We start from the raw sequence: 25,191 nt of genomic DNA, 5'->3' as shown, positions 1-25,191 counted from the left end.
GTTTCGGCGCGCTCACCCGCGCCCAGTGCGGGTGAGCGCGCCGAAATCACACGCGGGCTCCGGTGACGGCGTCGAAAAGATGTTCCCGACCGGGGCGCACGTCGACGCGCAGCGGATCGCCCGGGGCGGGTGCGGTCGGCCAACTCGCCGCCGCCGACGCCTCCACCACCGCGGTGAGCCGGCGCTGCCCCGCCTTCACGATCACCACATAGCGCGGGCCGAGCAGCTCGACCAGCTCGACGCGGGCGTCACCGTCTCGATCCGGTGCCACGATCAGATCCTCGGGCCGGACGCCGAACGTGACCGGGCCCTCGATCCCCGCCGCCGTGACCGGCCATGCCAATCCGTCGGTGGTGAAGACGCCGTCGCGGACCGTGCCATCGATCAGATTGGTGCCGGGTGAGCCGATGAAGCCGGCGACGAAGGTGTTCGCCGGGGCACGGTAGAGCTCCTCAGGTGTCCCGCGCTGTGCGATCCTGCCGGCGCGCAGCACCACCAGCTGGTCGGCGATCGTCATCGCCTCCTCCTGGTCGTGTGTCACATACAGCGCGGTGATGCCGAGTTCCTGTTGCAGGCGCCGGATCTCGGAGCGCAGCTCGACCCGCAGTTTGGCGTCCAGGTTGCTCAACGGCTCATCGAAGAGAAACACCGACGGGGTGCGCACCAGCGCCCTGGCGATGGCCACCCGCTGCTGCTGACCACCGGAGAGCTGCCGAGGTTTACGCGCCAGCAGGTCCTCGATACCGACGCGGGCCGCCGCGGCGCGGGCCTGCTGCGCCGCGGCGTCCTTACCGATCCCCGCATTGCGCAGCGGGAAGGCGATGTTGCCCGCCACCGTCAGATGCGGGTACAGCGCATAGTTCTGGAACACCATGGCCACATCGCGATCCTTCGGCGCGGCCCTGGTGACATCGCGGCCATCGATGCGCACGGTGCCCCCGTCGGCCGCCTCCAGGCCCGCCGCAATGCGCAGGGTGGTCGACTTACCGCAGCCGGACGGGCCGACCAACACGGTCAGCGATCCATCGGCCAGCACCAGATCGAGTCCGTCGACGACAGCACTACCCCCGTAGCTCTTGGTGATGTTGCTCAGCTCGACGGTGGTCATTTGGTGGCCCCCGCGGCCAGGCCGCCGACCAGGAATCGCTGCGCGGCCAGCGCCAGCACGTACACCGGCAGGATCCCGAGCAGACCGGCCGCGGCCTGTTGACCGAACTGAACGTTGCGATCGCCTTGGAACAGCGACAAGCCGACGGTCAACGTCTGACTCTCCTTCGTGACAGCGAGATATACGGCGAACAGAAAATCGTTGTAGCTCAAGAAGAAAACCACCAGCAGGGCGGCGACGATCCCCGGCCACAGCAGCGGCAGCACCGCTTTGCGGAAAGCGCCGGCGACGCTCAGTCCGTCGATCACCGCTGCCTCGTCGATCTCGACGGGGATGCGACGCACGAACCCGTCGAGCAGCCACGCGGCGACGGGCACGTTGGCCACGCCGTTGACGACGACGAGCCCGAGCACGTGATTGGTCAGCCCGACGTCGCGCAGCAGAAAGAACAGCGGGATGATCGCCACCACCGGCGGGGCGCAGTAGCCGGCCAGCAGTGCGGTCAGCAGCCGCTCACCTCGTACTCGGCGTGCGGTGAAATATGCTGCGGGCGTGGCGATCAGCACGGCCAGCAGCGCAGCACCGATCGCCGAGATCCAGGAGTTCTGCAGCATCGAACCGAGCGGGATGGTGTCGAACACCGTGACGAAGTTGTGCCATGTCCACTCACTCGGCAGCAGACTGGAATTCAGCACATCGCCGGGCGGGCGCACCGACAGCGAGACCAGGTATCCGATCGGCACCAGCGCGAGGACGACGGCCGCGACCAGCGCGGCCCACGCAAACCAGCGTGCCCTCATGACTGCTCGGCCTTGACTGCGCGGGCTCGTGCCTTGGTGAGCACCGTCGCCACCGCCCCGACGACGAAGGCGAACACCAGCGTCTGGGCGGCCGCGGTACCCATGTCGAAGCTGCCTCGCAGGCCGGTCTGGTAGATGACGTAAGGCGTCAGCGTGGTGGCGAAACCCGGACCGCCCGATGTGATCACGACGATCAGATCGAACACCTTGTACCCGATCACCAACTCCAGTATCAGTACCGCCAGCGCGGTCGGTGCGATCGCGGGCCACGTCACGGTGGTGAAGGTGCGCCACGGTCCTGCGCCGTCGATACGCGCCGATTCGACCAGTTCCTGGCGCACCACGCCGAGGGCGGCGAACAGGATCAGGATTGCGAACGGGGTCCACTGCCAGACATGGATCACCAGCAGCACCACGAACGCGCCGGCTCCCGACCCCAACGGGTTGAAACCACCCAGACCGACGGCGGCGAACAGGCCGGCCAGACCGCCGCCGACGGGGGCAAGCAACAGTTTCCAGGACACCCCGATCAGCACGGGGGCGGTCACCAGCGGCAGCAACAACAACACGCCGACGGCGCCGAACCGCGGACCACGGGCGCGCAGCAGCAGCGCCAGCACCAGACCCAGGCCGGTGGTCAGGATGGTGGCGACCCCGGCGAACAACGTGGACCGCCACAGTGATGGCCCGAATGCCGGTGCGGCGAAGGCACTCTGGAAGTTGTCGGCACCGCTGAACGCACGCAGGGGATGTGCCAGCGAGGAATCGGTGACTGCCAGTCCCACCAGGTACACGGTCGGGTAGACCAGGAACAACACCAGTCCGGCGACGGCCGGCGCGGCCAGCCAGAGCGGGACGCGTCGCGTCATGTCGCGGCGCTCTCCCAGCTCTTCTGCGCGTTCTCCAGCGACTGCTCGACGGTCTGCGTGCCCGCGATGGCCAGCGCCAGTTGGTCCACCAGATCCTGCAATCGCTTCGGGGCGCCCTTCTCCTTGGGCCACACCAACGGATTTCCGTTCAGGCCCTCGCGAATGGGGACGATCGCCTTGGTCACGACCTTCGCGTAGCCGTCCGAATCGAGCACCTCGCCGCGCACCGGGTCGATTCCGGCTCCCGCGGTCGAGGACACCTTCAGATTCTGCGGTGTCGCGGTCGCCCAGTTCAGGAACGCCGCGGCCGCGTCCTGGTGTTTGGACGCGGTGGAGATGCCCAGCCCGAATCCGGCATCCAGCGCGGCGCGCGGTGTGGTGTTGGCGCCACCGACCGGCAGCGACACCGCGCCCCAGCGACCGGCGATCTTGGAGGCCGTCGGATCCTCGGCACGCAGCGCCATGTCCGTCCAGGTGTCCAGCAACGCTCCCTGCCCGGTGAGGAACGCGGTGTTGGCCTGGTCGAAACCGACCTGCAACGGTGTCGGCAGCGCCACCGGCGCGACGTCGACCAGATGCTTGAGCGCGGCCACCGAGGCGTCCGAGGTGAGCGTGGGTTTCCCAGCGCTGTCGACCAATTCGCCGCCATACCCGGTCAGCCGGTTGATGTAGGAGCAGCCGAGGATCATCGGGACCTGCTGACCGGAGACGATGGCGCCGTACGCCGCGCCGCGGGAGTCCTTGGTGATCTTCGCGGCGATGGCGTCGTAGTCGTCCCACGTCCTGGGCGGTTCGAGCTTGTGCCGCTCCAGCAATTCGGCGTTGTAGAACAGGATGTGCACGTCACCGTCGTAGGGCAAGCCGTAGCGTTTGCCGTCCAGCAGGGTGTACGGGTCGTAGATGGATCTCAGGTAGCCATCCACCCCGATCGCGGACTTGTTGCCGTTGATCCAATCGGTCAGGTCGACCAGGGCACCGGCATCCACCAGGTCCCCGAGCCCGAAATAGAAGTAATCGAACACATCGAATTCGCCTGTGCCGCTTTGCACATCGAGAATCTGCTTGCTGGTCAGCTGATCATATGGCGCCGCCGTCACCTCGAGGGTGCCACCGGTTTCCCGGTTCCATGCCGGCGCCAGCACATCGCGGAAGGAGGTCACGTGCGGCTGGTTGACCAGTAGCTTCAATGCCACGCCGGCGAACTTGCCGGTCACCGCGGTATTGGCGGCCAGGCTGTGGCCGGCGCCCGAGGATCCGCAGGCGGCCAGCGCGGGCCCGAGCAGTGCCGCTCCCCCGGCGAGTCCGAACAATTGCAGCGCACGGCGGCGCGAGAGGGCAGAAGGCATCACGTGTGGTGACAGTACGAAGAGGACCAGGGTCCGCACGAGGGAAAAACTCAGGACGATCCTGAATAGGCGCCGCAGCGTCCGGCTACGCTGACCTCCCATGCCAGACACCATCGACGCGCGCCGGCGCGGGTTGGGCTTCGCCGTGCTGGGCGGCCCGACGACGGTCATCGACGTCGCCGGGTTGCGAATAGTGATCGACCCGACCTTCGACCCCCCGGGCGAACACCGCTACCTCACCAAGACCGCCGGCCCCGCCGCAGGCGCCGAACAGCTGGGCGCGGTGGACGTGGTGCTGGTCAGCCACGACGAACATCCCGACAATCTGGACACCTCAGGGCGGGCCTTCGCGCAGAGCGTTCCCGTGTTGTTGACCCACCCGCGGGCGGCGCTGCGCCTCGGCCCGACGGCGCGCGGGTTGGAACCCTGGGAAACCGTCGACCTGCAGGGTGGGCACGGTCACGCCGTCGCCGTACAGGCGGTGCCCGCGGTGCACGGCCCGGCCGACGGGCAGCGCGACGAGCGCGGGTTCGTCAACTGTGAGGTCACCGGATTCGTGCTCAGCGGCAACGGCATTCCCACGATCTACCTCAGCGGCGACAACGCCTCGATCGGCGCGGTCCGGTCCATCCGGGAACGGGTCGGCGAGATCGACATCGCCGTGCTGTTCGCCGGTGCGGCCAGGGTCGCGGCCAAGGAGCGCAACCGCCCGCTGACGCTGACGGGCCAGCGCGCCGCGGCCGCCGCCGAGGTGTTGGGCGCCAAGGTGGTCATTCCTGCACACCTGGATGGCTGGGCTCATTTCAGCGAGGGCCTCGACGAGTTCGTGACAGCTTTCGACGAGGTGGGCCTTGGGCATCTGGTCGCGACCGCGCCGCACGGCCAATGGATCGAGCCGGACTCAGCGGCCGTGTGAGTCGAAGAACTGCCAGGACGCATCGGAGGCGTCGAACCCACGGCTGGCCAGGCCGACGGCTTGGGCGGGCAGCACCTCCGGGGCGCCGGGCCAGGTGTGGCCGCCACCGTCGACCCGCATGAACACCACTTCGCCCCCCGGTGCGCACTGCGGGAAGGTGATCCGGTCGGTTTGCGTCCCGTCACCACTGGGCGCGAGCGAATTCTGCAGGGGCGCATCGGCACACCCGTTGAGTTGGCGCCAGCGCTGCACCATGGCCGGCGCCGAGAGGATGTCACTGGCACCACCGCGGCCGACCATCGGACCGCCGTCGAACGGCACGATGGGGTCGGCGGTGCCGTAGCTGGCCAGCACGGAGACCGGACGCGCGGGCGCGCAGCTCACATTCGAGCCCAGCGTGCCGGCCACCGGGGCGATGGCGGCGAACAGATCTGCCCGGTCGCACGCCAGCCGATTTGCCATGAATGCTCCGGCCGACAACCCGGTGATGAACACCCGGCCGGGGCTGATTCCATAGTCGGACAACAGCTTTGACACCAACGCCGAGATAAATCCGACGTCGTCGACGCCTTGGCGGTCCGGCACGGAGGCGCCGCGGCCATCGGCCCAGCTCATGTCTATCCCGTCGGGATACACCACGGCGAAACCGTGTGCGTCGGCGACGGCGTCGTAGTGGGTCAGCGCGGCCTGATCACGGCCGGTCGCGCCTGCCGCGTGCAGGTTGACCACCAGCGCCGACGGGCGGGTCACCCCCGGGGGGATGTGCAACTCATATGTGCGGACCAGACCGCCGAAATCGAGTGCCGCAGGCCGCGGCGGCTCGGCCCGGGCCACCCCACCGCCCACGACGACGGCGAGGGACGTCATCGCGGCGAGTATCGAGCCGACCCCCTTCGGGTGGTCGAGCATCCGCCACAGCACTCGCACAAGGCAGTCCCACCCGGCGCCCAGAATCCCCGACACATCTCCTGTCTATCAAAATTCACAGCTTCTGGCCCGGGCTTTGCCGCCGGCCGCTGGGCTATTCGGCGCATACACCAAGACTTGAGCGTTCACGTGCTCGTTTGACACCGGCGGTTGTCGGGAACCCGGCCGTGGCGAACGATTCTTGATTTGCGAAACAACCGGCGCTCTCCGGTAGCGTCCTGAACTGCGGTTCCAGCCACCCAACCGAGGTGCGATGCCCACGGACTGCGCCATATGATCGCTGCTACCAATGGATTTCAGTTCTTCACCAGAGACGCTGGCGACGGCTGCACCGGCAGAGAAGGGTTCGCGGTTGAGTCGGTCATGGCGCCTTGTGGGTTCGTCGTACGATGAGTTCGCCGGTGGAATCAGGCTTCGCATTTCCGATATCGCCCGCCGGCTATCCAATTCCGCACTGCTGCACAGCAGAACCACGCGGAATTACCAGTCGCGCCTGGCGCGGCACCGTGCGGCGCTGCCATCGCTGGGACCCGCAGACGAAGCGGTCGCCGCGGCTCTGGCGGCCCGTCACATCGCCACCCGCCAAATCGATCTGGGCACCCACGCCCGGGCCGCCGCGCAGCGCTCCATCGACTGGTTGAGCCGCCACAACCCCGCCGAGACGGTCGGGTACCTGCCGCTGAGCCTGCTCGAAGACGACCCGTCTTTGTTCTTGTGGGGGCTGGCCGAGGAGAACCTGGATATCGCCGAGCGCCACATCGGACTCCCGGTGCGCTATCTCGGACTGGAGGTGCGCGCCGAACGGGCCGTACCCGCCGGATCGCGCCACCTGGTCCGCGACTGGCATCTCGATGTCGAGGACCGCCGGATGCTCAAGGTCATCGTGTACCTGAACGACGTCGACCAGAGCACCGGTCCGTTCGAGTTCGTCGGTCAGGCCGCCAGCGACCTGGCCCGCCAAACCCTGCGGGTACGCCCCGGGATCACTTTTCTCCCGGACGCGGATGTCACGCGGGCGGTGCCGGCATCGGACTGGCACCAGGTGACCGGGCCGGCCGGGACGGCGGTGTACGTCGACACCGCCCGTCTCCTGCACCGGATCAAGGCCCCGACCACCGGGGACCGGTACTCGGCGACCTTCGTCTACACCAGTGACCGGCCCCGCCACGCGTTGTCCCGGTTCATGCCGCCCAGGCACGTCGTACAGTCCGTGCTGGACGGCCTGACCCCCCGGCAGCGGCGCGCGCTGGCTGCGGCGCCACCGCGAACTGAACCCGGCCGTACCGATCGAACGGCTTCGGCGAAGATCGCAGGGTGACACTTCCTGCGCTGACTGTTGCGGCCCTGCTTGAGCACCGGGCGCGCCGATCCGGCGGCCACACCTATCTGGTCACGCCGACCGGCCGGCTGACCTATGCCGAAGCGGACCGGCGGTCCGCCGAGCTGGCACGTCATCTGCTTGCCGGCGGGGTCGGCAAGGGCAGCCGGGTCGGGCTGTTCTTCCCCAACGGCGTGGACTGGATCCTGTGGTGGCTGGCACTGTCCCGGATCGGGGCGCTCGTCGTGCCGATGAGCACGCTCTACACGCCCGCCGAGATCGCCAAGGTGTTGCGGCTGGCCGACATCGGGCTGCTGCTGGCACCCAATAGGATACTGGCCATCGACGTCGCCGAACGATTCGAAGCGGCGCTGCCCGGGCTGCACGAGCAGCAAGCCGGAACCCTCGCCCTGCCCGACGCGCCGTACCTGCGCAGCATCGTGCTGACCGGGGAAACCGACAGGACGTGGGCCGGCCGCTGGGATGCGCCGGCCGCCGTGCCGGCCGAGGTGCTCGCCGCCGCCGAGGCCCAGGTCTGCGCCGCCGATATGGCGGTCATGGTGCACACCTCCGGGTCCACCGCGGATCCGAAGGGGGTGCTGCACACCCACGGAACCCTGGTGCGTCAGACCTCGACCTGGCCCGCCGCGATCCGGGCGGTCACCGGGACGGCGGACCCCGCCCGGATCTTGTGCGCCATGCCGTTCTTCTGGATCGGCGGACTGCTGGCCGCCATGGGCGCCCTGCACGAACCGATCACCTTGCTCGTCATGCCCCGACTCGATGCCGAGACCGCCCTGGACCTGGTGGAGGCCGAACACGCCACCGGGGTCGTGGGCTGGCCCGCATTCACCCAGCGGCTGCGCGAACATCCATCGTTCGGCACCCGCGACCTGTCCAGCGTTCCGATGCTGCGCGACGGTCCGCTCGATATCGCAATGGTCGATGTGCCCGACGGATTTCCGGTGCACCGCACCATGTCCGAGACCGCGGGCGGCTTCGCTTTCACCGAGATCGGCATCGTCGACGAGGACGGCCGGCCGGTTTCCGACGGGGCCGTCGGCGAACTGCTGGTGCGCGGGGTCGGCGTGATGGCGGGCTACCACAAGCGGGAACGCGCCGAGGTGTTCGACGCCGACGGCTGGTATCACACCGGGGACCGGGTGTACCGCCGTACCGGCGACCCTCGACTGTTCTACGTCGGGCGGACCACCGAACTCATCAAGGTCGGCGGCGCCAACGTCTCCCCACTCGAGGTGGAGGCGGTGCTCGCGGGCCTGGACGGGGTGTCGCAGTGTGTGGTGGTCGGCATCGACCATCCCGAGCGCGGCGAACAGGTCTGTGCCGTCGTCGTACCGACCGGAGCCGGCTTCGATCTGGCCGAAGCGGACGCGCACGCGCGCGCACAGCTGTCCGCCTACAAGGTGCCGACGCGCTGGGTGGTCACCGGATCCGACCGGATCCCCACCCTGGCCAGCGGCAAGTTCGACCGGTTGACGTTGCGGGCGGCAATCATCGACGGGGCACTGGACACTTCCCGTCGCCCCGGCAGCTGACCGCACGGGTGTGACGTCAGTAAAGTCCGTCCCATGGAGTCCACGGAGCAGCGGCTGCGTGATCTCAAGCTGCTGCGCCGGGTCCGAGACCGGATGGACCGCGAGTACGCCCAACCGTTGAATGTCGAGGCACTGGCCCGCGGAGTGAACATGTCGGCGGGACACCTCTCGCGCCAGTTCAAGCTCGCCTTCGGCGAATCGCCGTACTCCTATCTGATGACCCGGCGCATCGAGCGCGCGATGGCGCTGCTGCGGCGCGGCGAGCTGACGGTGACCGAGGTCTGTTTCGCGGTCGGTTGTTCATCGCTGGGCACCTTCAGCACCCGGTTCACCGAACTGGTGGGAATGCCACCGAGTGTGTACCGGACTCAGACCACCGGAGCCACCGAAGGCCTGCCGTCCTGCCTGGAGAAGAACGTGACCAAACCGATCAGGAATCGAGAAGCCCCGGCGGTGGGCCTGCATTTAGCGTGAATCCCATGGCGAACAACGACATCACCATTCACAACACCTTCCTCCCGCATGATGACCCTGAGGAATCGCTGGCCTTCTACCGCGACACCCTGGGCTTCGAGGTCCGACTCGACGTCGGCGCGGGCAAGATGCGCTGGATCACCGTCGGGCCACCCAACCAGCCCGGTACCTCGATCGTCCTGCATCCGCCGGCCGCCGATCCCGGTACCACCGACGAGGAACGCCGCACCATCGCCGAGATGATGGCCAAGGGCACCTACGCGATCATCGTGCTGACGACCGCGGACCTGGACAGCACCTTCGAGCGGTTGCAGGCCACCGACGCCGACATCGTCGCCGAACCGACCGAACAGCCCTACGGGGTGCGTGACTGCGCCGTGCGCGACCCGGCGGGCACGATGATCCGCATCCAGGAAGTGCGCTGAGCCGATGAGCAAGGGTGCCGACAGCCATGACCGGATCCGCGTCACCGGTGCGCGGGAGAACAACCTCAAAGACGTCAGCATCGAATTGCCCAAACGCCGCCTGACGGTCTTCACCGGGGTCTCCGGTTCGGGCAAGAGCTCATTGGTTTTCGACACGATCGCCGCCGAGTCACAGCGCCTGATCAACGAGACCTACAGCGCGTTCGTGCAGGGTTTCATGCCGACGCTGGCGCGCCCGGATGTCGACGTGCTCGACGGTCTGACCACGGCGATTATCGTCGACCAACAGCGCCTGGGCGCCGATCCTCGCTCCACGGTGGGCACCGCCACCGATACCGGCGCGATGCTGCGTATCCTGTTCAGCCGGCTGGGCAAGCCCCATATCGGTTCGCCCCAAGCATTTTCGTTCAACGTCGCATCGATCAGCGGCGCCGGGGCGGTAAAGATGGAACGCGGCGGCAAGACGGTGAAGGAGCGCCGCGAGTTCAGCATCACCGGCGGCATGTGTCCCCGTTGCGAGGGCCGCGGCACGGTCAACGATATCGACCTGTCCGCGCTGTACGACGACACCAAGTCGCTCAACGAGGGTGCGCTGACCATTCCCGGCTACAGCATGGACGGCTGGTACGGGCGGATCTTCCGGGGCTGCGGCTTCTTCGACCCGGACAAGCCGATCCGCAAGTTCACCAAGAAGGAACTGGACGCCCTGCTGCACAAGGAGCCCACCAAGATTCAGGTGGACGGGATCAACCTGACCTACGCCGGACTGCTCCCGTCCATCACGAAGTCCTTCCTGGCCAAGGACGTCGACGCGATGCAGCCGCACATCCGCGCCTTCGTCGAGCGTGCGGTGACGTTCACCGTCTGCCCGGAGTGCGCCGGCACCCGGCTCTCCGCGCTGGCCAGGTCGTCGAAGATCAACGGGCACAACATCGCCGAGGTCTCGGCGATGCAGATCAGCGACCTCGCCGAATGGATCACCGGGATCGACGAACCGTCCGTCGCGCCGTTGCTCACCGCTCTGCGCGACACCCTGGCATCCTTCGTCGAGATCGGCCTCGGCTACCTGTCGCTGGACCGGTCCTCGGGCACCCTTTCCGGCGGGGAAGCCCAGCGGGTCAAGATGATTCGTCAGCTCGGTTCGTCGCTGACCGATGTCACCTACGTGTTCGACGAACCGACCGTGGGGCTGCATCCGCACGATATCGCCCGGATGAACGAGCTGCTGCTGCGGCTGCGCGACAAGGGCAACACCGTGCTGGTGGTCGAGCACAAGCCCGAGGCGATCGCGGTGGCCGACCACGTCGTCGACCTGGGCCCGGGGGCCGGCGCGGCAGGCGGCGAAGTGGTGTTCGAGGGCACCGTGGCGCAGCTGCGCAGGAGCGGCACCCTGACCGGACAACACCTCGATGACCGGGCCGCGCTGAAGGACACCGTGCGCGAGCCCAGCGGAGTCCTGGAGGTACGCGGCGCCGACACCCACAATCTGGCCGACGTGGACGTCGACATCCCGCTCGGCGTGCTGGTGGTGGTGACCGGTGTGGCCGGCTCGGGAAAGAGCTCGCTGATCCACGGGTCGGTTGGCGGCCGGGACGGTGTGGCGGCCGTCGACCAGTCCCCCATCCGCGGGTCCCGGCGCAGCAATCCGGCCACCTACACCGGACTGCTGGAGCCGATCCGAAAGGCGTTCGCCAAGGCCAACAACGTGAAACCGGCCCTGTTCAGCCCCAATTCGGACGGCGCCTGCCCGGCGTGCAAGGGCGCCGGGGTCATCTACACCGACCTGGCGATCATGGCAGGCGTGGCCACCACATGCCAGGAGTGCGAGGGCAGACGGTTCGACTCGGCGGTGCTGGAGTACACCTTCGGCGGGCGCAACATCAGCGAGGTGCTGACCATGCCGGCGACCGAAGCGCTGGAGTTCTTCGGCGAGCACAAGCTTGCCGCGGCGCACACGATCCTGCACCGGCTCGTCGATGTCGGCCTCGGCTATGTGACGCTGGGACAGCCGCTGACCACGTTGTCCGGCGGTGAACGGCAGCGCTTGAAGCTGGCCGGCCAGCTGGGTGAGAAGGCCGAGGTGTTCGTGCTCGACGAGCCGACCTCCGGACTACATCTGGCCGACGTCGAACAATTGCTGGCCTTGCTGGACCGGATCGTCGACTCGGGCAGATCCGTCATCGTCGTCGAGCATCATCAGGCGGTGATGGCGCACGCGGACTGGATCATCGACCTGGGCCCCGGTGCTGGTCATGACGGCGGGCGCGTGGTGTTCGAGGGCACGCCGCGGGCTCTGGTAGACCACCGCGGCACGCTGACCGGCGAGCATCTCGCGGCCTACGTCGGCGCCTGACATTGCCGAACTTGACACCTGTCAAGTATGGTCGGGGCATGCTTGCCCAGGACGTGCTGACAAACGTGCCCACCACCACCGCCGAAGCACTCGAGGTGTTCGACGCCGCCCCAGCCGTCGACCCGGAATTCATGCTCGGCACGTGGCGCGGCGCCGAATTGCCCACCGGGCACCCACTGGACGGCGTGCTGGCGGCGAGTGGATGGTGGGGCAAGCAATTCCTCGGCGCCGAGAAGGTGCATCCACTGCTCTTCCCCACCGGCGACGGCACCGCGCTGTGGGCGATGAACCCGCTGCTGGCCTTCGGCGGACTCGGACCGGCCACCAAAATCCCAGTGCTGAAGAATCTTTCCTTCAAACGGCCGATCACCGCGCTGCGGCCGGTGCTGCGCACATCCGGACCGAAGGCCCGGCTGCGCACCACCCGCTATCGCGGGACCGACACCGCGACGATGATCTACGACCAGCTGCCGATCAATGACGTCTTCCGCAAAGTGTCCGAGGACGAGGTGATCGGAGCGATGGACCTGCGCGGGATATCGCGGCCGTACTTCTTCCTGCTGCGCCGCGACGCGTCACTGCCCGTCCTCACCTGATTTGGCCGCCTCGACGAAATAGCCGCGGGGCACACCGGGCACATCCAGCGGCACCGCCGGGGTGAACCAGCGTTTCCACTCGTTACCGGGCACGGCGATATCGGTGACGACGGCCGACCAGCCGTGTCGCTCGGCCAGTTCACCCGGGGTGTCGGAACCGAACAGCCACGGTGAACCCTGGGCGGCCATCGACTTCAGCACTCCGGCCAGCAAGGGCGAATCCAGCATGGCCTGCCCCACCACTTCGTACAGCAGCACCGAGCCCGGCGCCGACAGCGCGTCGATACGCGCGAACAGCGACCGGACCGCGGGCTCGTCGAGATACTGCAGCAGACCCTCGATCAACCACGCCGACGGTGTGGCCGGATCGAGGCCCGACGCGGTCAGCGCGGCCGGCCAGTCGTCGGCCAGATCCACGCCCACCGCCACCCGCGCGCAGCGCGGGGTGTCACCGGCGAGCAGCCCGGCCTTCGCCTCGATCACCGCCGGCTGATCCAGTTCGTACACGGTGACGCCGTCCGGCCAGTCCAGCCGGTAGGCCCGTGCATCCATCCCGGCGGCCAGGATCACCACTTGCGGTACCGACGAGGCGGCACGCAACAACGCCCCATCCCAGAACCTGGTGCGCACCACGATCTGGACGGTCGACTGCTCGCCCGACGCGGCGATCGCCGCGTCCAGATGACGCTGCCCCGCCACGCCCGCGAGTTTCTCCGCGAACGGATCGTCGAACAGCCGATCGTCGCGACGTGATTCCCTGGCCCGGATGGCGGCTACCAGCAAGCCGGTGCCGGCCACCGCTTCTCGTGTGTTGTGCATGGCTTCATCCTCGCCCGCGCCGGACCGGATGACTTGGATATTTTTGCCCCAGTTCGACGTGCCCGGGCAACCAGGACCGGCGGTCGGCATACTGCGTCGGCGTCATCCCGGTGAACTCACGGAACTCGCGGACAAAATGCGCCTGGTCGAAGTAGCCCAGATCGGCCGCGATGTCGGCACCCCGGCGCGCGTCGCCGTCGAGGCGGCGCAAGGCACCCTGAAGGCGCCGCACCCGCTGATAGGCCTTGGGCGCCAGCCCCACCTCCGCGCGGAACCGCTCGGTCAGTCGCCGCGGTGACCACCCCACGGCCGCGCGCACCTGCGAAATACGCACGGACGGATCGGATTCCACCGATCGCAGCACCGCCATGATCTCGGCGCTCGGGCACCGTTGCGGTAACCGGTTGTGCGACAGCAGAAAAGCCTCCACCAGAGCGATCCGATCGGTCGCCGACGCGGCTTCGAGCAGTTGCTCGTGCAACTCGGCGGCCGGGCGGCCCCACACCTGCGCGAGTCCGGCACATGCATCCTCCAGCCCGGCCAGCGCGGCGCCCAGGAACCCCACCGCACCCGCGGGCTTGAAGTGCACGGTCATCACGGTCTGCGCCGCATCGATACCGGTGACATAGGAGGCGGTGCCCGCACCGGCGATGAAGGCGGGCGGCACGTCCAGCCGGGTATGCCCGTCACCGGCGTAGAAATCGACGTCCGTCCGACCGCTGACATCGATGACGACGGTCGCTGCACCGCGTGGCAATGCCCGGCTGCGATGAGGCGCACCGGCCGCGCGGTCCCAGTACCCGTAATAGTCGATGAAATCCGCCAGGGCCGGACTCGGGCGGTACAGCCGGGGACCCGTCACCGGACCAACCCTACAAAACAAGCGGTTTGTGCACGTTCACCCGCGCCGAACGCCGGTGAACGTGCACAAAGCGCGAAGAGGTCAGGCGATGACGCGCACCAGATACGGCGCCATGCTGGCCGTCCGCACCGGCGAGACCGTCACCACCGGGTTGGTGGCCTCCACCATCTGGCCGTTGCCCACGAACAGCGCCACACTCTGGGTACCGTCCGGACCGAAGAAGATCAGGTCGCCGGGCAGCGCCTGCGACGGCAGCACTTTCTGGCCCACCTTGTACTGCTCTCCGGAGGACCGGGGCAGCTTGAGCCCGACGCCGGCGAACGCGTACACGATCAGGCCGGAGGCGTCGAATCCGACGACGTTGTCGGCGGGGTCGGCCACCGGAGCGGCAGCTGTCACCGGCGGCGCCAGCCCGGGGAAGTTCAGGCCGGGCACCAGCCCAGCGCCGCCGGCGGCCACCTGCGGGGTTCCGAGCGCGGTCGCGGGGTCGGCGGCCAGCGGTGAGACTGCCTGCGGCACACCACGACTGGGGCCGTTGGCGTCACCACCGCCGTAGGTGTAGGGAACACCGCGCTGGGCCAATGCCCGCGCGATGACAAAATCGATTGCCTGCTGGTTGCGTGCGGGCCGGGTGAACGGATCCGCCGTGGCGATACCAGGGGTGGCCAGCAACACTGCCAGACCGATGAAAAAGGCACAGATGCGCTTCATCCGAACCTCGACTCTCTGCAACTCACGCGGGATTCACCGTGCGTCCGCGAAATTGACGGCCGCTGCACACATTTCTACCGGCTCTTCGGTCGGTAGCCCAAACTCAGTGCGGCACAGGGCCGATGAGATGCAATACCGTGACACAAAAGTGACCGGTCACATGAAAAAGCACCGGCCCACTGGGTGAGCCGGTGCTTTCGGAGAAGAGGGCCGGCGCCTACTTCACCGCCGCGAGCGCGGCGTCGTAGTCCGGCTCCTGGGCGATCTCGGGGACGAGTTCGGTGTACGCGATCTTGCCGTCGGCACCGATCACCACCACGGCACGACCCAGCAACCCGGCGAACGGGCCGTCAGCCAACGTGATGCCGTAGTCCTCGCCGAAGCTGTCCCGGAAGGCCGACGCGATGGTGACATTCTCGATGCCTTCGGCACCACAGAACCGCTTCTGGGCGAACGGCAGGTCCTTGGACACGTTCACCACGGTGGCTCCGCCGCCGGCGGCCCGCTCGTTGAAGGTCCGGACACTGGTGGCGCACACCGGCGTGTCCACCGACGGGAAGATGTTCAGCACTACGGTCTTGCCGTCGAACTGATCGCTGCTGACGGTACCCAGATCGGTGCCGGTCAGGGCAAAGGCGGGGGCGGCCGCTCCCACTGCGGGAAGCTCGCCGACGGTGTGGATGGGGTTTCCCTTGATGGTTATCTGTGCCATGCCGACCAGTCTGTCAAAGCCGCGGGACGACAAACAGACCAGGGCCGTGATTGGCGGCACTGGCACAATGAGACGGTGTTCGCCCTTCCCGACGCGGTGGCCGCCATGGCCGCCCGGGGGCCGCAATGGCGGACCTGGGTAGACAGCCTGCCTGCCGCCGTGACGGCGCAGTTGGATGAGTGGCGACTGACACCCGACGGCGAGCCGGCCCATGGTTTCTGCTCCTTGGTGCTGCCGGTGCGCACCGAGGAGGGCCGCGCGGCGCTGAAGTTCGCCTTCCCCGACGCCGAGTCCGAACATGAACACCTGGCCCTGCGCCGCTGGGGCGGTGCCGGCGCGGTTCGGCTGCTGCGGGCCGATCCGCACCGGCGGACCATGCTGCTGGAGCGCCTGCACGGGCGAAACCTGAACGCGATATGGGATATCGAGGCCTGCGAGGTGGTGGCCGGACTGTACAGCCGGTTACACGTCGCCGCGTTGCCGCAGTTGCGGCCGCTCACCGGATTCCTGCGGGAGTGGACGGCGGGACTGCGGACCCTGCCCCGCAGCGCGGCGGTGCCGCGCCGGCTGGTCGAGCAGGCCATCAGCCTGGGCACCGACCTGGCCGACGACCCGGCCAGCGCGGGCACGCTCATCCACGGCGACCTGCACTACGAGAACGTGTTCGCCGCCGACCGGGAGCCGTGGCTGGTGATCGATCCGAAACCGATGAGCGGTGACCCGCACTATGAGATCGCACCCATGCTGTGGAACCGGTGGGACGAGCTGGCCGGATACGTCCGCGAGGGCGTCCGGCGCCGGTTCTACACCCTGGTGGACGCGGCCGGCCTGGATGCCGACCGGGCGCGCGCCTGGGTGACCGTGCGGATGATGCACAACGCGATGTGGGAGCTGACCGAGCAGACCCGACCAGACCCACACTGGCTGACGACCTGCGTGGCGGTCGCCAAGGCGGTCCAGGACTGACCCGGCCGGGCTCAGACCCGCACCGGCAGCGACGCGATACCGCGCAGCGTCACGTTCGGCTTGTAGACCGGCTCACCGCCCAGACGGGCGTCCGGGAACCGGGACGTCACCGCCGACAACGCGATCGACGCCTCCAGCCGCACCAGCGCGGCACCCAGGCAGAAATGCGTTCCATGCCCGAAACCCAAGTGCCGGATGACTTTCCGGTCCGGGTCGAACCGATCGGGTGCTTCGTTGGCGGCCGGATCTCGATGTGCGGCGGCCAGCAACACGATCATGGTGTCACCCTTGGGCACCGTGACGTCGGGCAGCACGATGTCCTCGGCGGCGATGCGGCCCAGCAGCTGCGCCGGGGGGTCCAAGCGCAGCGTCTCCTCCACCACCGCGCCGGCCCGGTGCCGGTCGGCGGCCAGCGCGGTCCACTGCTCGCGGTGGCGCAGCATCATCAGGATGGCGGTGGTGATGAGGCTGACCGTGGACTCGTGGCCCGCGATCAGCAGCAGGTTGCAGGTCGAGATGATCTCGTCCTCGGTGAGCTGGTCCCCGGATTCCTCGACGGCGATCAGTGCCGAGATCAGGTCGTCTCCCGGATTGCTCCGGCGGCGCTGGATCAAGTCCCGGAAGTAGGACCGCAGCCACTTGCCCGCCTCGATGCGCTCGTGGAAGCCCTCGGGTTTACCGGTGGCCGCAAGGAACGGGTCCACCGTCTGACCGAGCAGCGTGGAGGCGTGGCCGAACTTCGGCTCGTCCTCGACGGGCACGCCGAGCAGCCGGCAGATCACCGCAACGGCCAGCGGGTAGGCCAGGCCGGTCATCGCATCGAATTCCCCGTTGCGTTCCGCGGTGTCGAGCAAGGCGTCCACCACCGCGGTGATCTCCGCCGCCATGGCGTTGATCACTCGGGGCGCGAAGGCCTTCACGACGAGTTTGCGCAATCGGGTGTGGTCTGGCGGGTCCAAGAACAGGAACGCCGGGGTGCGGCGCTGGTCGACCAGACCGGCAAGCCCGAACGGGCGGGGCTGTTTGCCCTCCGCGATCTGGCGCTGCGCGATGGTCGACTTGTCCCGGTCGCTGGCCGACGCCGGGTGCCGCAGCACGGCGTCGCAGTGGGCGTATGAAGTCAGCACGATGAGATTGGCTTCGGGCAGGTGCAGTGGGCCGTGCTCACGCAGCTGGCGGTACACCGGATACGGGTCTTTCCGGTTGTCAGGTGCCAGCGCTCGCGCGAGCAGCAGGTGCGGGTCCAACCCCGATTGCGGACGCGTCATTTCCTTATTCTGCAATCGCCGTGCGCAGCCGTCGCCGCCACCATTGGATTCGGGCGGGATCGGGCATGGTGTATCGGTCCAGGAGTTCGGCTGCAGGGGCGGGCGGCATGGGCGCCACCGCAAGGGTGCCGTCGACCGGAATCGACGATCGCGGGCCGACGACCAGGTCCCCGCCGAACAACAGCCGGGTACCCAGTGAGCTGGCATAGGGCAGCTCCGGCAGCGCGCCGGCCAGCGCCAGTCCAGCCGCAACCCCGATGCTGGTCAAGGCGTCGGAGGCGACCACACAGGGCAGCCCGGACAGCTCGGCGATCCGCAATGCCCGCCGCGCCCCGCCCAGCCGGCCGCACCGCAGCACGGCGATATCGGCCGCCCCGGCCAGCTCGCGCACCTCGCGCGGGTCGCCCGCGGCGGCGGCGATCGGAACGGTCACCCGCGTGCGGACCCAGGCCACCTGCGCCAAGCTCGGACACGGCGCAGCGACGAACTCGATGACCCCGGCCGCCTGCTCGAGCGCCGCGATCGCGTTCACCGCGTAGTCGGGGTCCCATCGGCCGCCGACATCGCAGCGGATCGTGCCCGCGGACCCCAGCCCGTCGCGCACGGCGGCCACCCGCGCCACATCGTCGGCCAGGGTGCCCGACGGATCGCCGACCGTGACGTCGGCGGTGTGGCAACCGGCCGCCTGCACGATCTGCCGGGCCCGTGCGGCGTCGACGGCCGGCACGGTGACCGCGACGGGGATCCGGCCTCGCACGGGGTCCGGCCAACCGATGGTGCCCGGCTCGGTGGCTGCGGTCAGCCACCGGGCCAACGCCGCATCGTCGGCGTCCGGTGGTGGGCTGAACTCCCCCCAGCCCTGCGGACCCTCGATCAGCATGCCCTCGGCCACCGCCGGCCCGCCGACCGGATCGAGCACCGGTAACCCGAAGACGGGCGCGTCGTCGAAGTCGATCAGAGTCTGCACAAGAAGGCGACGCTATCGGATCACGTACAGCGGCACGTTCATCTCCGCCGGCGTGAGCGATCCATGGTGGCCGATCAGATTCGACTGCAGCGGTTCGGCGGCTGAGCGGGTGATGGCCCGGTTGCCGTCCGCCACCACCACGACGTCGCCTATCCGCGGCGCCACCTCGGCGTGGACCGTCGGCCCGAACCAGCCGGCGCCGATCACCTCCTGCCGGGTGAGCACGGTGAAGTCGGCACCCAGCCGGTGCCGCCACGCCGCGGCGACATCGGGTCCCGCGCCCGGTTCGGTGTACACATGACGCGCCCGCGGTTCGCCGCCCAGTGCGCGAACCCCGTTCTGCAGCAGTGGTTCCCGGTCGAAATCCACCGGCGCATCGACCTGCACCATGCCGTGGTCGGCGGTGACGACAAGGGCCGCGCCTGCCGGCAGGCGCTCGGCGATGGCCCTGACCGTCAGATCGACATGGGCCAGTTCCAGCGCCCACGCCTCCGATGCCGGCCCCCGCACGTGACCGGTCATGTCCAAGTCGCCGTGGTAGGCGTAGACCAGCGCGCGGTCGCTGCCGCGCAGCGCCGTCAGCACACCGTCGACCAGGTCGCCGGAGGAGAAGTTCGGCCGGAATTCACCGCCCCGTAGGGCCGCCCGGGTCAGCCCGGACCCGGCCTGGTACATCGGAGCCACCTGAGTGACGGCCACACCGGCGGCCGCGGCTCGTTCGAACACCGTCGTCATCGGCTGAAACTGTTCGGGCACAATCTCTTTCAGCAGATCGACCTTGGGGCCCTGGCCCATCAACCGCCACTTCAGCGGGTTCATCATCCGGTCGTGACCCGGTACCGCCAACAAATAACCGACGATGCCGTGCTCGCCGGCGGGCACCCCGGTCCCCAGCGAGGCCAGACTGGCCGCGGTGGTGCTGGGAAAACCCGCGGTCAGCGTCCGGCCCGGCACACCGTCCAGGAACGGGGCCGCGTGCGGCCGGGCCGCGACCAGCTCGGCACCCATCCCGTCGACCAACAGGACCGCGACCCGGCGGACACCGTCCAGGCCCAGACCGACCCGATCCCGTTCGCCCTCGACGCCCAGCGCGCCCAGCACCGACGGGAGAAGATCGGCCAACGCGCCGTCGCCGTAGCGCGGGGTGATGAACATGGAGTCAGGGTAAGGGGCGTGGCACGGTTACCCGCCGCCACTACCATGGCCGTTGACCAAGGATTGGGAGCAACTCGATGAACAGAGGTTGGCGGTCTCGGTTGGCAGGCGGGGCGCTCCCGGGCGTCCTGGCCGCGCTGGTGACGCTGTTTCCGGGCGCACCCGGCGCAACGGCCGATCCCTGCCCCGAGGTGGACGTGACCTTCGCCCGCGGCACCACCGAGCCTCCCGGTCTCGGCGCCGTCGGGCAGGCGTTCGTCAACGAGGTACGGGCCCGCGCCGGCACCCACAGCGTCACCGACTACGCGGTCAACTACCCGGCCAGCAATGACTTTCCCACCGCCTCCGACGGGGTCATCGACGCGATGAACCACGTCAACGCGATGGCGGCGAACTGCCCGAAGACCAAGCTGGTGCTGGGCGGGAGTTCCCAGGGCGCGGCCGTGATCGGGTACGTCACCGGACCGGCGATCCCGCCCGGTTACATCGTCCCCGAGGGGCTCAACGGGCCGATGTCGGCACAGACGGCCGGACACATCGCCGCGGTGGCCCTGTTCGGCACACCATCGGACGGCGTGGTCAGCACGCTCGGCGCGCCGCCCGTGGTGATCGGCCCACTCGTCGCGGACAAGACCATCAACATCTGCCTGCCCGGCGACCTCATCTGCGCCGGTGGTGGCGGCATCAGCCTGGTGCACGGCAACTACGCGCACACCGAGGCGCCGGCGCAGGCGGCGGACTTCGTCGCCCAACGCGTCTTCTAGGTGTTCCACGACGGTGGTTCAGTACGTGGATGTCTCTCCGCCGAAGACGTGGTCGAGCAGCGTTCAATGATCATCTACGAACTGGTTGTCGGGAACGACGAGCCCGTAGTGGTCCCGCAAAGTGGTGCCGCGGTACTCCTCCCGGAACAGCCCCTTACGCTGCAAAATGGGCAGCACGTGCTCGATGAACACCTCCAGGCCGGACGGCAGCGCGGGCGCCATGATGTTGAAGCCGTCGGCCGCACCGCCCTCGAACCAGGCGACGATCGTGTCCGCCGCCTGCTCGGGCGTCCCGATGAAGGTGAAGTGCCCGCGTCCGCCGCCGAGGCGGGACAAGATGCCCCGCACGGTCAGGTTCTCGCGCTGCGCCAGTTCGATGATGAGGTCCGAGCGGCTCTGTGAACCTTCGAGTTTCGGGCGAGCCAGGATGAAGTCGGGCAACGGCTTGTCGAGCTCGAACACCGACGGATCGGTCTCGAAGTTCCAGGCCAGTTGTGACAGGCCATATTCGGGCACCCGCAGATCGTCGAACCGCTGGGCCAGCGCACGCGCCTCGGCCTCGGTCGAACCGAGGAACGGAACGATCCCGGGCAGCACGACGACGCCGTCGGGGTCACGACCGGCCGACCGTACCCGCGCCTTGATGTCGGCGTAGAAATCGGCGGCGCGGTCATAGGTCTGATGGGCGGTGAAGATGGCCTCGGCATGCCGCGCCGCGAAACTCCTGCCGTCCGCCGAGGAGCCCGCCTGCACCAGGACCGGGTACCCCTGCGGCGGGCGTTCCACGTTCAGCGGCCCGGCGACCCGGAAATGTGTTCCCCGGTGATCGATCCGGTGCAGCCGGGCCGGGTCGGCGTACCGGCCTGCCGTCTTGTCCCCCAGAATGGCGCCGTGGTCCCAGCTGTCCCACAGCGCCTTGGCGACCTGCAGGAATTCATCGGCCCTGGCGTAGCGCTGGGCATGGCTGGGGCGTTCGGCGAAGCCGAAATTCGCCGCCTCATCCGCGCCCGCGGAGGTGACGATGTTCCAACCGGCCCGTCCCCCGCTCACGTGATCGACCGAGGCCAGCCTGCGGGCCAGATTGTAGGGCTCGTTGTAGGTCGACGACACCGTGGCGACCAGACCGATCCGGCTGGTGTGCTGGGCGAGTGCGGTCAGCAGGGTCAGCGGTTCGAATTGTCCCGGCGGGCGGAACTCCCCGGTGCCGGTCAACGCGGGACCGTCGGCCAGGAAGACGGCGTCCAGTTTGGCGTCTTCGGCGATCTTGGCCAGCGAAATCCAGTGCGCCAGATCGAAATCGGCGCGCGGGTTGCTCTCCGGTAGTCGCCAGGCCGCCTCGTGGTGACCGGCTTCCATCAAGAAGGCGTTGAGATGCAACTCTCTTCTGGCCGTGGTCATGACACCTTCGTGCGGTCGAAGTCGGCCGGGAGCAGATTGTCGGTGAGTTGCGTGGCATCGACCGCCGCGGAATGCACTTGCGCGGCGGCCGGCGCTCCGGTCGCCCTGAGAATGCTCATGTGGTGTCACACTGGCTGGCCGGGTTCCATTGCGGGAGGCATCAAATCGAGCGGATTCTTTCCCGGGCACTAATCTGAGGCCATGCCCCAGGTGCTCACGGTCAACATCGCCGAACCCCAGACCAGTCCGGACGACGGCCGGCTGCTGACCGGGATCGACAAGCGCCCGACCGCCGCCGAGATCGAGGTGCGCTCCCCCGGACCCATGCAGGGCGGGCTGGGCAGCGGCCTGGTGGGCGATCTGATCGGCAACGACGCATTCCACGGCGGCGACGACCAAGCGGTGTACGCCTACGCCCGGGAGGATCTCGATGTCTGGCAGACCAGGATCGACCGCGACATCACCAACGGCGCATTCGGGGAGAACCTCACCACCACTGGTGTCGACGTGACCAACGCCGTCGTGGGTGAACGGTGGCGGATCGGCACCGGAGGCCTGTTGCTGGAGGTGTCCCGTCCGCGGATTCCCTGTCGGACGTTCGCGCTGTGGCTGGAAATCCAAGGCTGGATCAAGACGTTCACCAGCACAGCGGTGCCGGGCGCTTATCTGCGCGTGCTGGCCCCGGGAACGGTGCGGGCCGGGGACCGGATCGAGGTCGTCGAGCGGCCGGCCCATGACATCACCGTCGGTCTGGTGTTCCGGGCACTCACGCTGGAGGCGGGCTTACTGCCGTCGGTGCTGGCCGCCGACGCGTTGCCCGAGGACATCAAGAACAAGGCGCGACGCCGGGCGGAGCGGGCGAATCAGGGCGCGACGGGCAGCTGATCGCCGATCAGCGGTGCGATCCGGTCGGCCAGATAGGTGTGCCCGGCATCGGTGGGATGTACACCGTCGGGAGCGATCAGGTCGGGCCGCCCGACGAACCACCCTTCGGCGATCGGGTCGATGAATACCGCTCCCGCGGCCCGGGCGGCGGCGCCCAGGGCGTCGCGCACCTGCAGCACCTTGTCGGGCACGTCGTCGGTCGGCCACGGCGGCCCGATGACGAGCAGCTTCGCCGCGGGCGCCGTGCGCCGCGCGGAATCGAAGGCGTTCCAAGCCAATCCCGTGATGGTCAGCGGATCGACCGGTTCGTCGTTGCGGGATCCGAAGAAGACCACCAGGACATCGTCGGGCCGTACCGCGCGGGCGGTCAGGTCGCCGAAAACACTGTTGTGGTCGCCGCGCACCCCGTAGCCCGCCCTGCCTTCGGAGGCCACATCCGCCTTCACCGGCTTGCCCTGCCGGGCCAGCACCTGCCAGGCCCGCGCCGGCCAGCCCTTCCCGCCGAGGCCACCGAAGTTGGTCCCGGTGGTGTACGAATCACCGATCACCGCGATGTGGCTGACCGGGGCGTCGCGGCTCACGGTCATCACCTCGACCGGACGAGTGCTGACTTGTCCGGTCGCTACAGCCAGCGACATCACGAGCACGGCCAGGCGATACAACGAGAACCCCTCCCAAGGCGGCTGATCGATACCGCGTCAGCCTACTGGGTCACATCAGATGGTCTGCCGCGCAGTGCGATTCGTCACGCCAATACACACAGCCGACGCTCAGGCGGACAGCTTGCGGTCGTCGCGGCCCAGTGACTGGACCGCCGGCGTCGCGTCCTTCACGTCGACCATTCTGCGCATCCATCTGCGGGCCGGTTCCTCGACGAAGTGGTACAGCGCGGCCGCCGCGGCGAACGCCACCGCAAACACGCCCAGCAGCATCCATTTGCCTGCCGGGCCCACCAGGGTGAGCTCGAACTGCAGCACCGCCCAGTTCCATGCGGTGTGCACGATCTCGTGCACCATGTACAGGCTGAACGAGATCTGACCGCCGTAGGTCAGCACCCGCAGTGACAGCAGACTGGGCAGCGTCCCGGTGCCGATGGCGAGTGTCACGACCAGCGGGACGAACAACAGGTCCAGGACGCCGCCACTGTCGATGACGTCCGGAATCGGGTGCGCATCGAACCAGTAGAGCGCCCCCACTGCGGTCGCGACCAGCAGCACCCCCGCCACGCCCGCGAGGGTGCGGGTGCGATCCGACGGGTTGAGCCTGCGCACCGCCGCACAGGCGATGGCACCGGCGGTGAACTGCATGATGATCCGCGGCAGCCAGCTCCACGGGGTGTAGAAGTGGCCGGTCGCCAGCAGGAACATCACCGGCGGCACGGTCACCGCGAACGCCAGCCACAACAGCGTGCGGGCCCGGGTGGCCCGTGCCAGCCGGAAGATGATCAGCACCAGCCCGCCGAACAGCAGGTAGGCCAGCCATTCCGCGCTGATCGACCAGGCCGGGCCGTCCCAGCTCGACCCGTCGAAGAACGGCTGGAACCACAGCTGCACCAGGAACAGCTGGCGGATGTAGCTGACGGCGTTGAGGGTGCCGACGTTCTCGGACGGAACGTGTCCCACGTACAGCGTGAAGATGATCCACAGCGCCGCCAGATGCAGGGTCACCAGGTACACCGGCCACACCCGGGCCAACCGCATCCATAGGAAGTGCAGCGTTTCCCGGGTGGACCAGTTCTTCCCCATCTTGTCGATGTAGGTCCAGGTCAGCACGAAGCCGCTGAGGATGAAGAACAGATCGACGCCCTGGGCGCCGCAGTTCAGGATCGGTGCCAGCGCAGTGCTGAATGCAGGGGCAGCCTCATGGAGCAACGGCCGGAAGTGGAAGAGAACCACCCAGAGGGCGGCAAAGATGCGAAGGCCGGTGAGGGCCTTGATCTCTCCGCTGCGCACAACACTCTTTCCGTGGCCGTATCCGTTGGAAAGGGTATCAGCGC

Annotated in this window: 26 protein-coding genes; 10 read left to right on the top strand and 16 right to left on the bottom strand. The window is 68.3% G+C overall.

Features of this window, described 5'->3' with window-relative positions; genetic code table 11:
• Window positions 1-46 precede the first annotated feature (46 nt).
• Genes ACXPWS_RS14885 through ACXPWS_RS14870 form a run of 4 tightly spaced genes read right to left on the bottom strand, consistent with a single transcriptional unit; the run spans window position 47 to window position 4,123 of the window.
• A complete protein-coding gene (locus ACXPWS_RS14885) occupies window positions 47-1,108 on the bottom strand; it encodes an ABC transporter ATP-binding protein (protein ID WP_458713153.1) in 1,062 nt (353 codons plus the stop codon).
• Entirely contained in the window at window positions 1,105-1,908 is an 804-nt protein-coding gene (locus ACXPWS_RS14880; protein WP_458713152.1) for a carbohydrate ABC transporter permease, read from the bottom strand. Before ACXPWS_RS14880 ends, ACXPWS_RS14885 begins: the two co-directional genes overlap by 4 nt.
• Window positions 1,905-2,777 carry a carbohydrate ABC transporter permease gene (locus tag ACXPWS_RS14875; RefSeq protein ID WP_458713151.1) on the bottom strand — a complete coding sequence of 291 codons (873 nt, stop codon included), beginning with the start codon at window positions 2,775-2,777 and terminating at the stop codon, window positions 1,905-1,907. Before ACXPWS_RS14875 ends, ACXPWS_RS14880 begins: the two co-directional genes overlap by 4 nt.
• Window positions 2,774-4,123, bottom strand: coding sequence for an ABC transporter substrate-binding protein (locus tag ACXPWS_RS14870; protein ID WP_458713548.1), 1,350 nt, complete (start codon window positions 4,121-4,123; stop codon window positions 2,774-2,776). Before ACXPWS_RS14870 ends, ACXPWS_RS14875 begins: the two co-directional genes overlap by 4 nt.
• 112 nt (window positions 4,124-4,235) lie before the next feature.
• Between ACXPWS_RS14870 and ACXPWS_RS14865 the strand changes: the two genes are divergently transcribed.
• Entirely contained in the window at window positions 4,236-5,039 is an 804-nt protein-coding gene (locus ACXPWS_RS14865; RefSeq protein ID WP_458713547.1) for an MBL fold metallo-hydrolase, read from the top strand.
• Here the strand turns inward: ACXPWS_RS14865 and ACXPWS_RS14860 are convergent.
• Entirely contained in the window at window positions 5,025-5,906 is an 882-nt protein-coding gene (locus ACXPWS_RS14860; RefSeq protein WP_458713546.1) for an extracellular catalytic domain type 1 short-chain-length polyhydroxyalkanoate depolymerase, read from the bottom strand. The genes ACXPWS_RS14865 and ACXPWS_RS14860 overlap by 15 nt on opposite strands.
• A gap of 433 nt (window positions 5,907-6,339) precedes the next feature.
• On the opposite strand from ACXPWS_RS14860, the gene ACXPWS_RS14855 reads away from it, so the two are divergent.
• The 6 genes from ACXPWS_RS14855 to ACXPWS_RS14830 are packed head-to-tail and all read left to right on the top strand — an operon-like array spanning window position 6,340 to window position 12,688.
• Window positions 6,340-7,284: a phytanoyl-CoA dioxygenase family protein gene (locus ACXPWS_RS14855; protein ID WP_458713150.1), complete on the top strand. Its 945-nt coding sequence runs from the start codon at window positions 6,340-6,342 to the stop codon at window positions 7,282-7,284.
• Window positions 7,281-8,840: a class I adenylate-forming enzyme family protein gene (locus ACXPWS_RS14850; protein WP_458713149.1), complete on the top strand. Its 1,560-nt coding sequence runs from the start codon at window positions 7,281-7,283 to the stop codon at window positions 8,838-8,840. The genes ACXPWS_RS14855 and ACXPWS_RS14850 overlap by 4 nt, the downstream gene beginning before the upstream one ends.
• Before the next feature lie 33 nt (window positions 8,841-8,873).
• Window positions 8,874-9,314: a helix-turn-helix transcriptional regulator gene (locus ACXPWS_RS14845; protein ID WP_458713148.1), complete on the top strand. Its 441-nt coding sequence runs from the start codon at window positions 8,874-8,876 to the stop codon at window positions 9,312-9,314.
• A gap of 5 nt (window positions 9,315-9,319) precedes the next feature.
• Window positions 9,320-9,739, top strand: coding sequence for a VOC family protein (locus tag ACXPWS_RS14840; protein WP_458713147.1), 420 nt, complete (start codon window positions 9,320-9,322; stop codon window positions 9,737-9,739).
• Between the two features lie 4 nt (window positions 9,740-9,743).
• Window positions 9,744-12,092 carry an ATP-binding cassette domain-containing protein gene (locus ACXPWS_RS14835; RefSeq protein WP_458713146.1) on the top strand — a complete coding sequence of 783 codons (2,349 nt, stop codon included), beginning with the start codon at window positions 9,744-9,746 and terminating at the stop codon, window positions 12,090-12,092.
• Between the two features lie 38 nt (window positions 12,093-12,130).
• A complete protein-coding gene (locus tag ACXPWS_RS14830) occupies window positions 12,131-12,688 on the top strand; it encodes a DUF4334 domain-containing protein (protein WP_458713145.1) in 558 nt (185 codons plus the stop codon).
• Here the strand turns inward: ACXPWS_RS14830 and ACXPWS_RS14825 are convergent.
• From ACXPWS_RS14825 to tpx, 4 genes are all read right to left on the bottom strand, one after another.
• On the bottom strand, window positions 12,668-13,507 hold the full coding sequence (locus ACXPWS_RS14825) for an SAM-dependent methyltransferase (protein ID WP_458713144.1): 840 nt from the start codon (window positions 13,505-13,507) through the stop codon (window positions 12,668-12,670). The genes ACXPWS_RS14830 and ACXPWS_RS14825 overlap by 21 nt on opposite strands.
• A gap of 4 nt (window positions 13,508-13,511) precedes the next feature.
• The gene (locus ACXPWS_RS14820; protein WP_458713143.1) at window positions 13,512-14,369 is read right to left on the bottom strand and encodes a helix-turn-helix domain-containing protein; all 858 of its coding nucleotides are present in this window, start codon (window positions 14,367-14,369) and stop codon (window positions 13,512-13,514) included.
• 81 nt (window positions 14,370-14,450) lie between these two features.
• Window positions 14,451-15,080, bottom strand: coding sequence for an NlpC/P60 family peptidoglycan-binding protein RipD (ripD, locus tag ACXPWS_RS14815; protein WP_458713142.1), 630 nt, complete (start codon window positions 15,078-15,080; stop codon window positions 14,451-14,453).
• 217 nt (window positions 15,081-15,297) lie between these two features.
• Window positions 15,298-15,792, bottom strand: a complete 495-nt coding sequence (tpx, locus tag ACXPWS_RS14810; protein ID WP_458713141.1) for a thiol peroxidase — start codon at window positions 15,790-15,792, stop codon at window positions 15,298-15,300.
• 75 nt (window positions 15,793-15,867) lie between these two features.
• On the opposite strand from tpx, the gene ACXPWS_RS14805 reads away from it, so the two are divergent.
• Window positions 15,868-16,758, top strand: coding sequence for an aminoglycoside phosphotransferase family protein (locus ACXPWS_RS14805; RefSeq protein WP_458713140.1), 891 nt, complete (start codon window positions 15,868-15,870; stop codon window positions 16,756-16,758).
• A gap of 11 nt (window positions 16,759-16,769) precedes the next feature.
• On the opposite strand, the gene ACXPWS_RS14800 is transcribed toward ACXPWS_RS14805, so the two are convergent.
• Genes ACXPWS_RS14800 through ACXPWS_RS14790 form a run of 3 tightly spaced genes read right to left on the bottom strand, consistent with a single transcriptional unit; the run spans window position 16,770 to window position 20,148 of the window.
• Entirely contained in the window at window positions 16,770-18,026 is a 1,257-nt protein-coding gene (locus tag ACXPWS_RS14800) for a cytochrome P450 (protein WP_458713139.1), read from the bottom strand.
• A 4-nt stretch (window positions 18,027-18,030) separates the two neighbouring features.
• Entirely contained in the window at window positions 18,031-18,993 is a 963-nt protein-coding gene (locus tag ACXPWS_RS14795) for an enolase C-terminal domain-like protein (RefSeq protein ID WP_458713138.1), read from the bottom strand.
• A gap of 12 nt (window positions 18,994-19,005) precedes the next feature.
• A complete protein-coding gene (locus ACXPWS_RS14790) occupies window positions 19,006-20,148 on the bottom strand; it encodes an alkaline phosphatase family protein (RefSeq protein WP_458713137.1) in 1,143 nt (380 codons plus the stop codon).
• Window positions 20,149-20,225: 77 nt separating this feature from the next.
• Between ACXPWS_RS14790 and ACXPWS_RS14785 the strand changes: the two genes are divergently transcribed.
• On the top strand, window positions 20,226-20,912 hold the full coding sequence (locus tag ACXPWS_RS14785; RefSeq protein WP_458713136.1) for a cutinase family protein: 687 nt from the start codon (window positions 20,226-20,228) through the stop codon (window positions 20,910-20,912).
• Between the two features lie 63 nt (window positions 20,913-20,975).
• Here the strand turns inward: ACXPWS_RS14785 and ACXPWS_RS14780 are convergent, their stop codons facing one another.
• Complete coding sequence (locus ACXPWS_RS14780) at window positions 20,976-22,310, bottom strand: LLM class flavin-dependent oxidoreductase (RefSeq protein ID WP_458713135.1); 1,335 nt, start codon at window positions 22,308-22,310, stop codon at window positions 20,976-20,978.
• Window positions 22,307-22,429, bottom strand: a complete 123-nt coding sequence (locus ACXPWS_RS14775) for a hypothetical protein (RefSeq protein WP_458713134.1) — start codon at window positions 22,427-22,429, stop codon at window positions 22,307-22,309. Before ACXPWS_RS14775 ends, ACXPWS_RS14780 begins: the two co-directional genes overlap by 4 nt.
• Window positions 22,430-22,511: 82 nt before the next feature.
• Between ACXPWS_RS14775 and ACXPWS_RS14770 the strand changes: the two genes are divergently transcribed.
• Window positions 22,512-23,195, top strand: a complete 684-nt coding sequence (locus ACXPWS_RS14770) for an MOSC domain-containing protein (RefSeq protein ID WP_458713133.1) — start codon at window positions 22,512-22,514, stop codon at window positions 23,193-23,195.
• On the opposite strand, the gene ACXPWS_RS14765 is transcribed toward ACXPWS_RS14770, so the two are convergent.
• Together ACXPWS_RS14765 and ACXPWS_RS14760 are read right to left on the bottom strand one after the other, a co-directional pair.
• Window positions 23,174-23,857 (bottom strand): Rv0518 family GDSL lipase, encoded by a 684-nt coding sequence (locus tag ACXPWS_RS14765; RefSeq protein ID WP_458713132.1) that lies wholly within the window; start codon window positions 23,855-23,857, stop codon window positions 23,174-23,176. The genes ACXPWS_RS14770 and ACXPWS_RS14765 overlap by 22 nt on opposite strands.
• A 108-nt stretch (window positions 23,858-23,965) precedes the next feature.
• The gene (locus tag ACXPWS_RS14760) at window positions 23,966-25,147 is read right to left on the bottom strand and encodes an acyltransferase family protein (RefSeq protein ID WP_458713131.1); all 1,182 of its coding nucleotides are present in this window, start codon (window positions 25,145-25,147) and stop codon (window positions 23,966-23,968) included.
• Between the last annotated feature and the right edge of the window lie 44 nt (window positions 25,148-25,191).

This window comes from Mycobacterium sp. BMJ-28, assembly GCF_054404835.1.
The sequence above is the reverse complement of the archived record's forward strand: the minus strand, read 5'-3'. Positions and strand labels throughout refer to the sequence as shown.